This window comes from Chitinophaga agrisoli, from assembly GCF_008386695.1.
Taxonomy (GTDB): domain Bacteria; phylum Bacteroidota; class Bacteroidia; order Chitinophagales; family Chitinophagaceae; genus Chitinophaga; species Chitinophaga agrisoli.
On record NZ_VUOC01000003.1, the window covers coordinates 183,017 to 199,688 of the forward strand.

The following is a 16,672-nucleotide window of genomic DNA, read 5'->3' on the forward strand; positions in this document are numbered from 1 at the left end:
ATTTTTTATGGTAATACTTCCGCCGCTCCAAACAGCCTTCCCTTAAACAATGGATAGCATCCCCCTCCAAACGGCTGCCGCTTTCCTTTGGCAGTAGCGGGAATATTTACTATTTTACTGTTGGCTTCAACTACGCTTGTCATGAAAAGAATCACGCTTGTATGTTTCCTGGTATTATTTACACTGCCATCATTATTTGCCCAGCAATACGAGCCCAACTGGGCCTCGCTGAACACCCGTGAGATACCGGCCTGGTTCCATCAGTCTAAATTCGGCATCTTCATACATTGGGGCGTATACGCCGTGCCCTCCTATGCAGTCGTAAGCCCGGGTGGTTACTCAGAATGGTACTGGTATAACCTCATGACGCCCGGCGCACAAACGCACCCGCAGGTACAGGCCTTCCACGATAAGAACTTTGGCAAGGATTTCCCCTATGCGAAATTTGAGCCGCAGTTCACGGCCGCCCTGTTTGATCCGGCACAATGGGCAGATATCTTCCGCCGTTCCGGCGCAAAATATGTGGTCCTCACTTCCAAACACCATGAAGGTTATTGCCTGTGGAACAGTCCCTGGGCAGATAAGGCCTGGGGCCGTCCCTGGAATGCGGTAACAGGCACACCCAAACGCGACCTGCTGGGCGACCTTACCAATGCCGTGCGGAATGCCGGCCTGCGTATGGGCTACTATTATTCCTTGTACGAATGGTTTAATCCCTTATGGTTGTCCAATAAACAACAATATATCAAAGAAGTGATGGAGCCGGAGTTCAAAGACCTGGTGACCCGCTATAAACCTGCTGTTATCTTCTCTGATGGCGAATGGGAGCTATCAGATACCGCCTGGAACTCCCCGGCTTTACTGGCCTGGCTCTATAACCAATCACCCGTAAAGGGAGATGTAGTGGTGAACGACCGCTGGGGCAGCAATACCCGCGGCCATAACGCCGCCAGCACCTATCTTACCTCAGAATACGGCAGCGGCATGGCCCCGGATGTAGTATGGGAAGAGAGCAGGGGCATTGGCCAATCATATGGCTACAACCGTATGGAGAATGTAAACGACTATAAAAGCAGTCATGACCTGCTGCTGGCATTGGTGGATATAGTATCCCGCGGCGGTAACCTCCTGCTGGATATAGGCCCCACAGCAGATGGGCGCATTCCCGTTATCATGCAGCAACGCCTGGTAGATATGGGAGATTGGCTTAAAGTGAACGGAGAGGCCATCTACGAAACGAGCGCCTGGCAGCGCACCCGCCAGTGGAGCACCGGTAAGCAGCCTACAGTTAAACAGGCCGCATTTATGGCAGATTATGACGTTGTTAAAATGGTACAGCCTTCAAAAGAGCATGCCAATATCGAGATGTTCTTTACCAAAAAGGATAACAATCTGTATTGTATAGTGCCAGCTTATCATTCACAACTGATCATAAAGGATTATACGGCCCCCGCAGGGGCAAAGGTGGTGCTGCTGGGCAGTAAAGCCAATATTCGCCTCAAACAGCAGGGAAAAGATTGCCTGCTCGATCTCTCCGCCCTGCATCCCGGCGATATCAGCCATCCGCTATTTGTTATAAAAATCACCGCATCATGATCTTTGACGCGCACTTCCATATTATCGATCCCCATTTCCCGTTAGAACGTAATCAGGGTTACCTGCCGCCTTATTTTACGGTAGCGGATTACCTGCAGCGGGTAAAGGACCTGCACATAACAGCCGGCGCCGTGGTGTCTGGTTCTTTCCAGGCCTTTGACCAGCAATGCCTCACGGCCGCTCTAAAGGAGCTGGGCGCAGGTTTTGTAGGGGTTACACAGGTGCCGGACTATGTAACGGATAAAGATATACGTCATTTACACCATGCCGGTGTAAGGGCAGTGCGCTTTAATGTGCAGCGGGGCGGTTCTGCTGGTATAGAGCACCTGGAACCGCTATCCATGCGGGTGTATGACCTGTGCGGCTGGCATACGGAACTATACATTAACTCAGTAGAGCTCAAGGATAGGATGGCCGTATTAAAACGCCTGCCCCGCGTAAGTATAGATCACCTGGGCCTTGAAAAAGAAGGCGTGCCTTACCTGCTGGAGCTCGTAGCTTATGGCGCTAAGGTGAAGGCCTCAGGTTTTAGCCGCTGTAATTTTGATGTAAAAGAAGTCATGCAGCAGATCGTAGATATTGATGCCAGCGCATTGATGTTTGGCAGCGATCTGCCCTCCACCCGTGCCCCACGGCCTTTTGAGGATGAAGATGTACAGCTGATCAAAGACCATTTTCACCCGGATATCGCCAACCGCATCCTGTATAAGAATGCTAAATCCTTCTATCAATAACTAATTCCACCTGTCTTCATGCACATTATCCAGCTCCTTCCGCATCTGCTCCATCAATTGCCCATCCAGGTATAAACCCGCCGGTACACTGGGATAGATCTCTTCAAAAGTACGTACCTGGTTCATGAATACCCGCCGGAAAATATGCGCCCGGGTGATCTCGTGCGGACTGCTTAAACCTGCGGCCGCGGTCAGTTCCATAGCGCTTTCTATCGTATCGCGGTGATAGTTGGCTACACGGTGTTTTTTATCATTGATATCCAGGCCGCCCATCAGCCATTTATCCTGTGTAGCTACACCGGTGGGGCATTTATTGGTATTACACTGCAATGCCTGTATACAGCCAATGGCCATCATCATGGCACGGGCGCTGTTGCAGGCATCCGCCCCCAGGGCCATTGCACGCAGTACATGATAGCCGGTAAGTATCTTGCCGGAAGCAATAAGTTTTACCTTATGCCGTATATTAAAACCAGTAAGGGTATCCTGCACAAAGGCCAGGGCGTCCATCAAAGGCATGCCTACAGAATTGGAGAATTCCGGGGGCGCCGCGCCAGTACCGCCTTCGCCGCCATCAATAGTAATAAAATCAGGATAGCAGTTTGTGGCGATCATTGCCTTACAGATGGCATAGAACTCCCTGGGCTGACCAATACATAATTTAAAGCCCACCGGCTTCCCCTTGCTCAGGCTGCGTAAACGCGCCACGAACTGCATCATTTCCTTAGGCGTATTAAAAGCAGTATGATAAGGTGGGGAAAATACCGTAGTGTAAGGTTTCACATGGCGGATGGCCGCTATCTCCGGCGTGTTCTTGGCCGCCGGTAATATACCGCCATGGCCCGGTTTTGCACCCTGAGATAGTTTCAGCTCTATCATCTTGATCTGTGGCAGCGCGCTCTTTTCTGCAAACAACGCATCATCAAAATTGCCCTCATCATTCCGGCAGCCAAAATAACCGGTGCCTATCTGCCAGATGATATCGCCGCCCTGGTTCAGGTGATGTTCGCTGATACCGCCTTCGCCCGTATTATGGGCAAACTTGCCCAGGAAAGCCCCGCCATTCAGCGCCTCCACAGCATTGGCGCTAAGGGAGCCATAACTCATGGCAGATACATTAAGGATGCTGGCAGCATACGGCTGACCGCATTCTGTACTGCCTATCATCACACGTGGATCATGATCCATTGTTTTAAAATCTTTAGGTTGAATGGAATGCGCCATCCATTCATATCCCTCCGCATATACGTTAAACTGGGTGCCAAAAGGCTGCGTATCCAGCTCGCGTTTGGCGCGCTGGTAGATAGTGGAGCGGTCTATCCTGTTGATGGGCGCACCGTCTGTATCGCTTTCCACAAAGTATTGGTACACCTTGGGGCGCAGGTCCTCCATCCAGTAACGCATACGGCCTACTACCGGGTAATTGCGCATAATGGCGTGTTTGGTTTGTAGCATATCCACAATACCCATAACAATTAGGGGGACCGCCAGTACTAACAGCCACAATACCCAGTTTAAAAAATACCCCGCTACGCCTATCAGCAGCAGGCTTACTGCAGACAGGATCAGAAATCGTTTAGCCATAATTACTTCCTTATTTAAACAGGAGGAAAGTTAGAGAATAATTAATAATAATGTATCAACCTCAGTTATCCAGGCTGCGTAGCTTGTCCTGGATCAGTTGTCTTTCTGCCTGTGAGGGGGTGAGGGTATGGGCCTGCATAAGGTATTTCCGGGCATGCAGGCTATCGCTGGCCTGCAGGTATAGATCGCCTAATACGGCGCTGTAGATATAATGGGTGGCTAACAGCTTTTCGATATCCGGTAGCTGCAGAATGTCCCGGATGGCGGCAGTGGTTTCTCCCAGTTGGGCGCGCACAATGGCCCGGTTTAGCCATACCACAGGCATCGGTTTCCGCTCCAGCAGCAGGTTATACAACAGCAGCATACGCTCCCAGTTGGTATCCGCAAAAGCCGGGGCCAGGCAATGTTCCGCAGCTATGGCGGACTCTATATGATATACGGTGATCTGTTCCCCGTTGGAGGATTGGCTCAGGTAATGATACCCCATGTTGATCAGGTCCTTATTCCAGGCGCTGCGGTCCTGGTGCTGCAACAGCACAATAGCATTGTTATTATCAATACGGCTGTCAAACCGGGAGGCCTGTAAACACATTAAAGACAGCAATGCATACGTAGCCGGCTGTTTACCTACCTTATGCTCTGACAGTAGTAAACAAAGCCGCATGGCCTCCATACAAAGGTCGCGGCGTATCAGCTCATCCGTTTTCAGGGAATTATACCCTTCATTAAACAACAGGTATAACACGGTATACACCGTTTCCAGGCGGGGGATCAATTCCTGTCCGCTGGGTATCTCCAGCTGAATGGTATGGTCTTTCAGGAACTGTTTGGCGCGGTACAGGCGTTTCTGTATCACGGCCTCATTGGTAACCAGCGCCCGGGCAATTTCTGCGGGGCCAAAACCGGAAACCGTCTTAAGGGTCAGGGCTACCTGGTCTTCTTCCTTCAGGGAAGGATGGCAACAGGCAAAGATCATCCGCAGCTGACTGTCCGTGATCTCCGTATCCAGGAACAGCTGCCGCACCGTGCTTTCCGTGGTATGCTGCAGATGATAGGCCAGCTCGCCGGAAAGATCCTGAAAATGCTGTTGCCGGCGGATGATGTCCAGCGCCTTGTTCCGGGCTACCGTCATTAACCAGGCCGCCGGGTTATCTGGTATCTTGTGGAAGCTCCAGCTCTGTACCGCCTTCAAAAATGCTTCCTGTACCACATCCTCCGCCAGGCTAAGATTATGCATCCCAAAAATGCGGGTTAATACAGCGATCATCTTTCCCGACTCATGCCGGAAAAGATGATCAACGATCTGCTGCGGAGAGGAGGGGGCCGATGCCATAACGGTTGGGTTACATCCCATCAAATTTCATTACTTCCCTTACTTCTACCGTGCCGTTAATAGGCAGGTCCGGACAATCCTTGGCAATTTCAGTAGCTTCCTCCATAGAGTCCGCTTTAATGATAAAGAAACCGCCTACTACCTCTTTGCTTTCTGCAAAAGGACCGTCAGTCACTAATGCCTTGGGGCCGCTCACGGTTTTACCGCCGGGGATCAACGCCTCGCCGGCTACATAGATGTTTTTCGCTTTTAACTTTTCTATCCAGGCAAACCATTGCTGCATGTTGTCCTGCATTTCGTCTGGGGATAAATTACCGGCGCTGCTGCCGTTGCTGAAAATGAACATGAAGTCTTTCATGATACTTGTTTTGTAGGTTATAAAAACGAATAACAGGGTAATGACGGATGGGAAATTACGTGCAGGACAAAAATCCAGAAAATATTTCAGGAAGGACGGTTTTTTTTAGGGATCAGATCAATTTGCGCTCCTTTAAGGTATTGGTTACCTGGGTAATAATCCCATGCAGGGCCAGATCATAATTATTTACATCATCATTGTTCACCCAGCAGGTAACGGTTATTTTGATATTGGCGCCGTCTATACCGGAGTACAACACTTCTATTGGCCGGTGGCCGGCAATATGTTCCAGGTTTTTCAGAGAACCTTGCAGGTTATCCTGCAGCTGGCCGGTTTGTTCATTAGTAATAGGAGCGTTAAAAGTTAGGGTAACACGGCGTTCCGGGGTCAGGGAATGGTTGATGATAGGTTTCTGGAAAATATCTTTATTGGGGATGATAACATGCAGCCCATCCAGCGTACGCAGGGTAGTGGAGCGCAATTGTATGTTCTCCACATCGCCGGTAAAACCGTTGGTTTCTATCTGATGCCCTACCTCAAAAGGTTTGCGGAAAGTGATAAAGATGCCGGAAATAAAATTAGCGGTAAGATCCTGGAATGCAAAGCCAAGGGCCAGTCCAATAATACCGGCCCCGGCTAGCAGTGAAGATACGGTTTTGTCCAGTTGCAATACATCCAGGGCTATAAATAGCCCTACAAAACACATGAACAGATAGGCCACACTGGCGCTCAGCCCGCTGATGGCCGGCGTATCAGATAGTTTGAAGACCAGCTTATACACCAATTTCTTAAACAGGCGGGCCAGCATTACAAAAAGGAACAACACTACCGCAGCCACCACCGCATTTGGCAGCATCTTAACAGCTATTTCCAGCCATCCATGGATCTTGTCATATATAAGCCTGCCCCATTGTGTATACTGCATATCCCGGTGTTTGTTCCGGGAACAAAGGGCCAAATAATTATGCCGTTTTTGAATATCTCATAATTGGCTGTTTTTCTGCTGTTTAATGAGTAGGTGCATCTTCACACTGCGGAAAAACTTGCACAGCCGCATACCGCCTTAAAATACCCTTAAACTTACCCCGGCTGCAATGTGCAGGTGCAACTTAAATGTAGTTTTGTGTGTTAACAGTTACATCCTTTGTCCCCTGTAATGATCCATTATGCCTGTAAAATTTACACTACGCATAGCGCCCTTATTAAGAAAACTGCATGTCAGGGAACTGCTGGCGGTTTTATTCCTTTTATTGGCTATCTATTTCTTCCGGCAGGAGCGGCATGAGCTGCGGGCGTTAGTACCTGCCATCGAAGGGGCTAATCGCATATGGGTAGCTATGGGTATATTGGTGACCATACTGTACGTCTTAATTCAGGCGCTCATGTATTATTATAGTTTTAAGTCGGTGGATGGAAAGCTGTCTGTAGGCATGGGCGCAGAACTGTTCCTGAAACGTAACCTGTTATCCGTATTCCTGCCGGCCGGCGGCGTAAGCTCCCTGGCCTATATGCCCCGCCGCCTGCGGGAGGCGGCTATGCGTAAACAACAGGTGCATCAGGCTTCAGCCATCTATGGTTATGTAGGCATATTATCCGTATTCCTGGTAGGCATACCCGTGGTGGCCATTGCCATATTGCGCAATCCGGATATGAAAAAAGCGGTCCCCGGTTTGGCAGCTATCTGTCTGCTGCTGATAGCTGCCGTATGGGTGGTACGCTCCATACAACAGAAAGGAGCAGTATATGCTTTATTGCTAAAGTCCTTCCCCGGCGCCATGCATCAGCTGGACGAGATGTTCCAGTTCCAGCTGCAGCGCCCCGCATTTGTACAGACCGTACTGGCTTCTGTAGCGATAGAGCTGGCCGGCATTGCCCATCTCTATCTGGCCATGCTGGCCACCGGCGCCACGCCATCCCTGGAGGCCGCCTGTGTGGGATACATTGTAGCCACCATCTTCCTCATAATATCGCCATTTTTACGTGGGCTGGGCGCCATAGAACTGTCCCTGGCCTGGTTACTCAGCAGTTATGGCTATACCTCCCTGCAGGCCCTGGAAATAACGCTCTTATACCGGCTGTTTGAATTCTGGTTGCCCCTGGCGGGTGGCCTCATGGCTTTTGCCCTCCGTGGCCGCGACCTGGTGCTGCGGCTCTTGCCGCCGGTGCTCATCTTCCTGCTGGGAATGGTGAACATCTTTTCCGTACTTACGCCGCCATTGGCTGGCCGTTTACGCCTGCTGCGGGATTATATCCCGGGTGATTCTATACATGCCTCTAATCTGGCGGTAGTTTTCCTGGGGCTGGTGCTGCTGGTAACCGCCACCTTTTTATTCCGGGGTCTCCGCAGTGCCTGGATAGTGGCGCTGGTAGTATCCATGTTAAGCGCCATAGGCCACATGACCAAGGCCCTGGATTATGAAGAAGCGTCCCTGGCTGTCATTACCGCCGTGATACTCCTGGTTACTGCCGGCCAGTACCGCGCCCGCAGCAACCGCCAGCTCATGAACATAGGCGTATTGACCGCATTGGCCACTTTTGGGGTGGTGATGATCTTTGGCGCTGTGGGCTTCTACTTTCTGAAAGCGCGGCACTTCGGCATCGATTTTACCTGGAGCCAATCTATGCGCGCGGCTTTTCATGGCTTTATGCTGCTGGAAGAGGATAACCTGCACGCCGTAACCCGTTTTGGCCGTGAGTTCCTGAGCGCTATCCGGGTGCTGGCAGTAGGGGCCTGGGCCTTTCTGTTCTATACCGTCATCCGTCCCTACTTATCCATCCAGCAAAGCACCTCGGCATCGGAAAAAGCCAGGTTTTACCTTAATCAGTATGGCAGCTCCGCTATGGATTATTTCAAGATAGGGGAGGATAAGCTGTTGTATATCTCCGATACCTACGAAGGATTTATCGCCTACCGGGTAGCCAACGGTTTCGCTATCGTGCTCGAAGAACCGGTTTGCCGGGAAGACCTCAAACTATCCCTGCTGGAGGAGTTCGACCACCAATGCCGTATAATGGGCCTGCGCCCGGCGTTTTACAGAGTAGATGAAGAAAGCGTCTACTACTTTAACCGCCTCAAGAAGAAGAAGCTGTTGATAGGGCAGGAGGCCATCATGGATATCCGCAATTTTACCCTCAGCGGAAAGGATAAAAAGTCCCTACGTAACGCCCTCAACAGCCTTAACGCCAAAGGATATACAACCACGGTACACCATGCGCCGTTGCCCTCCGCACTCATACCGCAGCTAAAAGCCGTGTCCGACGAATGGCTGGCGCAATACGAAGTAAAGGAAATGACCTTTTCCCAGGGCCTGTTCGACGCCGCCGCCATACAACAGCAGGACGTTATCACCGTCAGCGACAGCGCCGGCCAGGTAGCCGCCTTCCTGAACGTAATACCGGACTACGCTCCCGGCGAATGCACCTACGATATGATCCGCAAACGGGCAGATGCCCCCGGTGGCTGTATGGACGCTCTTATTATTGCCCTCATCCAGGATGCCCAGCAGCGCAACGCCTCCTTCCTGAACCTGGGACTGGTGCCTATGTCCGGCATTGCCCAGCCACAGAATACGGCAGAGCAGGTAGTAAAATTCGCCTATGAAAAGATCCGCGCTTTCCGTCACTACCACGGTCTGCGCGAGTTCAAGGAAAAATATGCCACCACCTGGACCAATAAATATCTGGTCTATGAACATGATTTTGACCTGATACAGCTGCCCGCCGCCTTAACTAAGGTCATGCAGCCTTAACCCAGCCACGCTTCCCAGCGCCACGTTTCTCAGCGCCACGCCATCCTCCACCTCGCTTCCTGTCGCTCCTTCCCCACCTCGCTTCCTGCAGCTCAGCCTCCCGCTCCAGCCTGACGTGCATACTGCGTTGCCGGCAGGTTCGGATGTGAGCCTTGGCTGGCGCGGGTTCCCGCAGCCACCTTTCCCTGCGAACACCCCGCGGCAGGCGCAGCTCACAGAAGAACACTGCCGGCATAGCCCATCTCCCACGCCCTTCGCCCGCCTCCAAAACAGCGCCTTGAACAATCATTGAAATTCGTAATTTGTACTTCATAATCCATAATTGATAATGATGTCGCGTAAACTATTATTGGCAGTTGCTCTCCAGTTAATCGTAGGTCTGGCCATAGCCCAGACAAATACTACCACCGTTCCGCAAATGCCGGTAACCACCCTGGCCCCTCCGGGTAGTGAAAAATATCCTTTGCTGGTATTCCTCAGTGGGGATGGCGGATTAAAGAAATTTAACCAGGACATGGTAGACGCCTTCACCAACGCTGGATACCCCGTTGTGGCAGTAAACAGTCAAAAGTATTTCTGGAAAAAGAAAACGCCCAAAGAAGCTGGCTGGGATCTTACCCTGGTACTCCGTTATTACGGCAGGCGCTGGGGCCACAATACGTTTATGCTGGTGGGTTATTCCCTGGGTGCAGATGTGCTGCCCTTCATGTTTAAGAACATGCCGGCCGATGTACAGGCCCAGGTACAGCAAATGGTGCTCATATCGCCCTCAAACTTTACGGACCTCGAAGTACATGTATCAGAAATGCTGGGCAAAAATACAAAAACGGGCCTTAGTGTTCCCGGCGCTCTTAACAAGATCACTACCACTCCCTTATTGCTGATGTTCGGAGAAGGGGAGGACGATTTTGACCTGAAAAAACTGAAGATCACCAACTACCAAAAACTAGTATTACCCGGTGGCCATCATTATGATGATAATGCCGGTAATGTCGTGCAAACCATATTGTCACATCCGGCGGCGCCGGCTGCTCAAGCTGCGCAACCACAATAGATTTCAGCGGATTAACTTGCAATTAACCGCTCGCAATTTAAACCAGCGTATCATTGTACTGCGTGTACCGGTCAGGGACGAGGTCCCGTCCAGGACCGGAGTCCGCGCAGAGGCAAGGTGATGTGGTAGTTCTTTCCTGCTTTTATACTATCAGTATCATACCAAACCTCTGATGGTTCTGAACCTTGCTGGTCTTTTATGGCCGGCAAGGTTTTTTTGTTTATGCATTAACGTACTATTAACCGTTATAACTAAATATTGCCTTAACATTGTTAGCTGATTTAATGAGTGTTAAAAATTACTATTTGTTACACGAAGGGAGGTCACGTACATCAGTCGCCGCAGCTCCATAGCAGCGGGAAACTGTAATTGATCTCTGCGCGCCCGGTCTTTACCGGGGGCTTCAATGTTAGGAACAACCCCATAATCGCTTACTAATCACCTCCACGCCAGGTATTAAGCGCCATTTCGGGGCCTTAATACTAATTCTCTATCGACTGTATTAACTGCGGTCCTATTGCAGTGGCCCTTGCTATCTTGCAGTTATGTAATGCCTGACCGGTAAAGGAAACTTTATTATTACCCTCAGAAAAACCCATGTATATGTATCAAGTAAATCCGTTTACTATCAACCAGTTGCAAATGCCAACATTAGGGGTTATTGCGGGAGTAGCATTTACAAACTTTTTTAATAACCAGTTCAATCGTAAGTAGTTAAGGTGAAAAAAATGATTCAACTGGTATTAAAGAGTCTAATACGTAGCAAAAAAAATATATACAATTTATTTTGGTATAATGCTGCGTATACAGTAAATTCCATTACTCGTTAAACCCCCTATGCCACATGCCGAAGCGTTATTTTGAAAGGTTACAAACGATCGATTATCTCATCCGCATCAAAGGTACCGGCAAACCCGCCCAGTTAGCCAAAAGGCTTCGTATATCCGAGCGTACCCTTTATGAGTTCCTGAAAATGATGAAGGATCTGGGCGCTCCCATCGAATATGACCGGTATAAGGAGAGTTATTACTACTCGGAAAAAGGCGGCTTCAATATCCGCTTTGTAAAGAACCTGGCCGCTACCAGCGCTCTATTGTTCTCCATTTTCCTGGATTTCTGGTAACAGCTAAAACGGAACAACAGAACCAGCATCGTTCAACATTGTTCAGTTCCGTTAGGTTCCGTCCAGTACCGTTCAATATCGTCTAGCATCGTTCAGCATCGTATAACCATACGCGCTATCTCTTTCTTCTTCCTTCCCCATATCCGTACTGCTGTAGCTTTTGCATTCCATTGCAAGGATAGTTAATGCTGCATTAACATTCTCTTTAACGGCATATTAACTATTAAAAGCGTTTAATAGCAGAATTTCACGCCATGAATATTTAACGGATATTCAATTCTCACACTGAATATAAAAGACGGTTTAGATTACAAACTAGCAACGCAGGTCTCTGTCTAGTTACCTGCTGGTTTTTTAGGCCCCTTCAAATTTCACTGGAGTTTTATGGTTGAAAATATTGTCTGCCAAAGGCCTCCTAAAGGCCTCGCTACCAAAAGTAATTGCGGCCATTGTGATCATAACTACAACAATCCGCACAATCAATACCTTCCCTGTGACTGTTCCTATACAACTGCCGCCTTCCTGCAAGCAACAGTAACAATAGCATTAATAGTAGCGCCATAATAGCACCAACAGTAATAGCACTAACTAAGACTACCACATTTATCGTACCCTTAAATCACAGCATCCCTTCACCTATAGTACAGCCACTCGGCCTTGCCGGTAGATGTTAAAAATCGGCCTTGGCTGGCGCGGCTCCTCCAGCCAACCTCCAATGCGAACACCCCGCGGCAGGCGCAGCCGATTTTTAACATCTACCGGCATGGACTATTAACTAAGACTTCAACAAACTTCGATGCATGCCGCCCCGCAATGACCATTAATACGTAGCCAGCTCACTCGCAACTCTATGTACATCCATATGCAACTCGTAGTAAAAGCGTTCACCCCCCGGGGTAAAAGCGTAGAACGTCGGGGTAAAAGCGTACAAATCAAAATGAAGAAAGGAGAAAACAGAGAGATAGGACATCAGCTAACAATATGCAACCAAAAGTACAAAAGCATCAAAACCATTACAAACTCCGGACAGTAAAAGCGTACCCCTAACTAACATTCAGGGTAGTAAAAGCGTAGCAAACAATTCAAATCATTACATCAACCAAACACTAAAAGCGTACTCCGTAATCCAACCAACACCCATCATACACAACCCCACGAAATCAACTCGCCCACCAGCACCATATAAACCGCCGGAGTAGACACTCAGGCGATGTTCATTATATAACGATAGGAAAAAGAATACGTTACACTAGCTGACACCGCAATGTTACAACAGTATTTACCATCACTCGTTAATCCGCAGTTAATATCCACTAAGCCGGCGCCAAAAAAAATCCTCCACAGTACACACTGCGGAGGAGCGAAGTCTTGTTAGTTTGCCCAATACTGTTACCCCACTGCGCGATATGGGACAGCACCAGCATCCACCTAAAACTTACGTAAGATTAAAACCAACCATAATGGAAATTTTCAGGGTTAAACCCCGGTGTAATTTTTTACATCCAGGACGCGAACATTTTTATAATTACTTCATTTAATGATCAGGGAAAAAGACCTATAACGCACGCCGATGCACAGGGACTAAATCATTGACAGATAAATAGCTCATAACGGGATATAAGTGCGCCATAACAGTTCACAACGTTAGGACTATTTAACCGCTTTTTTGTTAATCTCTCGTTAATGACAGGAATATCCTATGTTGAAAATCAGCATGTTAACAGTTAATAGCGTTCCCTCTCAACACCAGTGCTGGATATTCCAGTACCAGCATTCGGTAAATCACTATCATAAAAAGATGATTAATTCCGCGAACTTGTTACCATTCAATAAATAGCCACTTATGAAGAAATGTACTTTCGTCTTACTGTGCATCTGCTTGTTCTCCTATCTCCACGCACAGGAAAAAAAGATCTTTAACGAAACACCCGAACAAAAAGAAAAACGCCTCGCCTGGTGGCAACATGACCGCTTCGGTATGTTCATCCATTGGGGACTGTACGCAATGCCCGCCCGTCACGAATGGGTAAAGAGCCGCGAACAGATCAGCGATGCCGATTACCAGAAATACTTTGACCAGTTTAACCCTGACCTGTACAATCCCCGCGAGTGGGCGCGTATGGCCAAAGCGGCAGGTATGAAGTATGCTGTCATCACCAGCAAACATCATGAAGGCTTTTGCCTTTTTGACTCCAAATACACAGACTATAAAGCCACAAAAACGCCCTATGGTAAAGACCTCATCCGGGAATGGATAGACGCTTTCCGGGCAGAAGGACTGAAAGTAGGATTTTATTACTCGCTCATTGACTGGCACCATCCGGATTACACTATCGACCGCGTACATCCGCAACGGCCCGCCGATACCGCTGACTATAAAAAACTGAACCAGGGCCGCGATATGGCCAAGTATCGCGAATACCTGCGTAACCAGTTACGCGAAATACTCACCAACTATGGTAAGATAGATATCCTTTGGGCAGACTTTTCCTTCCCCGGCGCCTATGGCAAAGATCATAACGACTGGAACTCCCTGGAGCTCATCAAAATGATCCGTCAGCTGCAACCCGGCATTATTATCAACGACCGCCTGGATCTGGGAGAGTATGAAGACGGGGGCGACTTTGTAACGCCAGAGCAGTATAAAGTATCAGAATGGCCCACCCGGAACGGCAAACAGGTGCCTTGGGAAACCTGCCAGACATTCTCCGGCTCCTGGGGGTATTACCGCGATGAAACCTCCTGGAAGGATACCAAACAACTGCTCGTGCTGCTGATAGAATCTGTAAGTAAAGGTGGCAACCTCTTACTGAATGTAGGCCCCACCGCCCGCGGTACATTCGATCATCGCGCCCAGGATGCCCTGAAGGCTATGGGTGAGTGGATGCAGGTAAACAGCCGTTCCATTTATGGTTGTACCCAGGCCCCGCCGGAGTTTAAAAAACCCGATAACTGCCTGCTTACCTATAACCCCACTACCAAACGCCTTTATGTGCATCTGCTGGACTATCCGCTGCAGAATTTCACGTTGCCCGGTTACCAGGGAAAGATAAAATATGCGCAATTCCTGCACGATGCCTCTGAAATAAAAATGAGCGCGCCGTCGCAACATCATGCAGTAGGTAAAAGTATAGGCGAAGGGGATGTGAACTTAAGCTTACCGGTTAAAAAGCCCGATGCGGAAATACCCGTAATTGAACTGATATTGAACTAAAATATAGTTAATAACAACGCTGGCCCGGAACATTCTTTTATTGCAGAATGTCCGGGCCAGCCCTATTTAGTATAGTACGATCAGCAATCATCATAATGCTGCAATAAACACCAACAGGTCCAATGCAACACGCGTCCAAAAGTCTCACAGCCTTACCTCACAAAACTAACAACACAGCATTGTTAATGCCTCAACGCATCAACGACAAACATGCATGCACATGCCTGCTTTGATCATAAATCTTCTAAATAATATGAGTTGCAACAATAGTTTAAGATGCTTATTTTAGTACTATGGATTTCCGGAGTAGGATGTGTAATTGACCCAAAATAAGCGATTGAATGTAAATTAGTTGTCCCTTTTAGCTATTTGGCCTTCCCACTATCCACGTATTGTTATTATAATTAATATAGATTAAATTGCTTATTAATATTTTTTTAAAAACCATATGACTATCCGATTGACTGCTGAGGGTATTTGTTTCAAATTTGTTTCGTTGTAGAGATTGTGTCCTCATTAATTTAAGATTTAAGGGCCTTACGTCATTGAGAACTTGCAGTACTGTGAGAAGATTTCACAAAATATTAAACCCAAAAGAAACATTATGAAAAAAGTGCGGCGTGATACCGCAGGCCACTTGAATGGAACTAATATCCTGGAAGTTGCCGGCACGCATAGCGATACCCAATTATTTGTTCAACAGCTTGCAAAGGACATATGCAACATTTTTTTTATGGATGTTGATATTCCTGGTGTAACAGCAGTTGAAGCGGCCAGCATTGTAAAGGCCGCCTACCCGGAAATGAATGTATTGCTATTGGCCGTAAATAAGGATAGCCATTCCGTTACCAGCGTATCGCCGCGTTCCATCGTCTATGAAGAACAAGGGCCCTCGCCCGCATCGCTATCAGCATTCATCAGTCAGGTCTATGATGCAGCAGTGGAGCATAACATTGCCGCTGTGCAAAAAGTGCTCGCCTTTATCAACCGCCGGGCACAGCACGATATTACACAGTACGGTCTTTCTCCCCGTGAGCAGGAAGTACTGGACCGTCTGGTAGATGGACACACTTACAAAAAGATAGCGGAGCTTTGTCATATCAGCGTAGGCACTGTACGTTCCCATATCATGAACATCTATCGCAAGCTGGAGGTCAACTCCCGCAGCGCTGCTATCGTGAAGGCAATGAGGGGATAACTCTTTTTTCCTTAACTTGCCGCATCATGGCCTTACGATCTTGGGAAGGGGACTCCGCAACATGGCAGCTTTTTCTGGAAGGTAACAGGGACGCCTTTGCAACCTTATATGCCAGCTTTGCGCCGTTATTATATAATTACGGCTGTAAGCAGTGTGCAGATCCGCGTCTGGTCGAGGACTGTATACAGGATGTATTCGAATACCTGCTGGATCATCGTACCCGGCTTTCTCCTGTTGATAATGTAAGAGCTTACTTATTAAAGGCATACCGGCGCGCGCTGTTGCGGAAAATAAGCAATGTGCGCAAAAATATACCCGCCGCCTTACCGGACGATGCCTGCTTCGAGGCTGTCATTTCCCCCGAAAGCGCTTTAATAGCCCGGCAATCTAACCTGCACCGCCGGGAAAAAGTAAAGCATGCCCTCAGGGAACTGCCTCCCCGTATGAAAGAAGCCCTGTTTCTCCGCTTTTATGAAAATCTTTCCTTTGACGATATCGCGGCCATTATGGATATTGATCAGAGATCAGTCTACAAAATGATCTATAAAGCCTTTGATAAGCTGCGTCAGCAGCTGGCAGATTTCCCCCTGTGGACATTACTGGCCCTGCTGGTCAGGTTACCCGGTTAACGCTCCCTGCTCCGCTTATAAACTTTGCGTACACTTTTTTGTTGTAGTGGATGGAAGCCTTGCCCCGCAACAGAAAAAAAAATTGCTCCCGGAAGGGATA

Annotated in this window: 12 protein-coding genes; 8 read left to right on the forward strand and 4 right to left on the reverse strand. The window is 48.6% G+C overall.

Translation table 11 applies throughout. The annotated features are described in order from the left end of the window. Positions 1-141: 141 nt before the first annotated feature. Both F0L74_RS16010 and F0L74_RS16015 read left to right on the forward strand, forming a co-directional pair. Positions 142-1,596: an alpha-L-fucosidase gene (locus tag F0L74_RS16010; RefSeq protein ID WP_149838920.1), complete on the forward strand. Its 1,455-nt coding sequence runs from the start codon at positions 142-144 to the stop codon at positions 1,594-1,596. Then, a complete protein-coding gene (locus F0L74_RS16015) occupies positions 1,593-2,330 on the forward strand; it encodes an amidohydrolase family protein (RefSeq protein ID WP_149838921.1) in 738 nt (245 codons plus the stop codon). The genes F0L74_RS16010 and F0L74_RS16015 overlap by 4 nt, the downstream gene beginning before the upstream one ends. On the opposite strand, the gene F0L74_RS16020 is transcribed toward F0L74_RS16015, so the two are convergent. The 4 genes from F0L74_RS16020 to F0L74_RS16035 all read right to left on the reverse strand — a co-directional run bounded on the left by F0L74_RS16020 (position 2,331) and on the right by F0L74_RS16035 (position 6,530). Next, positions 2,331-3,914, reverse strand: a complete 1,584-nt coding sequence (locus tag F0L74_RS16020) for an FMN-binding glutamate synthase family protein (RefSeq protein WP_149838922.1) — start codon at positions 3,912-3,914, stop codon at positions 2,331-2,333. Positions 3,915-3,975: 61 nt separating this feature from the next. Continuing rightward, positions 3,976-5,247, reverse strand: coding sequence for an RNA polymerase sigma factor (locus F0L74_RS16025; protein ID WP_149838923.1), 1,272 nt, complete (start codon positions 5,245-5,247; stop codon positions 3,976-3,978). A 10-nt stretch (positions 5,248-5,257) separates the two neighbouring features. Then, positions 5,258-5,605: a YciI family protein gene (locus F0L74_RS16030; protein ID WP_149838924.1), complete on the reverse strand. Its 348-nt coding sequence runs from the start codon at positions 5,603-5,605 to the stop codon at positions 5,258-5,260. 112 nt (positions 5,606-5,717) lie between these two features. Beyond that, complete coding sequence (locus F0L74_RS16035; RefSeq protein ID WP_149838925.1) at positions 5,718-6,530, reverse strand: mechanosensitive ion channel family protein; 813 nt, start codon at positions 6,528-6,530, stop codon at positions 5,718-5,720. 241 nt (positions 6,531-6,771) lie between these two features. Between F0L74_RS16035 and F0L74_RS16040 the strand changes: the two genes are divergently transcribed. The 6 genes from F0L74_RS16040 to F0L74_RS16065 all read left to right on the forward strand — a co-directional run bounded on the left by F0L74_RS16040 (position 6,772) and on the right by F0L74_RS16065 (position 16,572). Further along, positions 6,772-9,354 carry a phosphatidylglycerol lysyltransferase domain-containing protein gene (locus F0L74_RS16040; protein WP_149838926.1) on the forward strand — a complete coding sequence of 861 codons (2,583 nt, stop codon included), beginning with the start codon at positions 6,772-6,774 and terminating at the stop codon, positions 9,352-9,354. Between the two features lie 328 nt (positions 9,355-9,682). Then, positions 9,683-10,408, forward strand: coding sequence for an AcvB/VirJ family lysyl-phosphatidylglycerol hydrolase (locus F0L74_RS16045; RefSeq protein WP_149838927.1), 726 nt, complete (start codon positions 9,683-9,685; stop codon positions 10,406-10,408). Between the two features lie 844 nt (positions 10,409-11,252). After that, entirely contained in the window at positions 11,253-11,531 is a 279-nt protein-coding gene (locus tag F0L74_RS16050; protein ID WP_149838928.1) for an HTH domain-containing protein, read from the forward strand. A 1,843-nt stretch (positions 11,532-13,374) separates the two neighbouring features. Continuing rightward, positions 13,375-14,745: an alpha-L-fucosidase gene (locus F0L74_RS16055; protein ID WP_149838929.1), complete on the forward strand. Its 1,371-nt coding sequence runs from the start codon at positions 13,375-13,377 to the stop codon at positions 14,743-14,745. A 604-nt stretch (positions 14,746-15,349) separates the two neighbouring features. Next, on the forward strand, positions 15,350-15,943 hold the full coding sequence (locus F0L74_RS16060) for a response regulator transcription factor (protein WP_149838930.1): 594 nt from the start codon (positions 15,350-15,352) through the stop codon (positions 15,941-15,943). Positions 15,944-15,969: 26 nt separating this feature from the next. Next, positions 15,970-16,572 (forward strand): RNA polymerase sigma factor, encoded by a 603-nt coding sequence (locus F0L74_RS16065; RefSeq protein ID WP_149838931.1) that lies wholly within the window; start codon positions 15,970-15,972, stop codon positions 16,570-16,572. Positions 16,573-16,672: the final 100 nt, after the last annotated feature.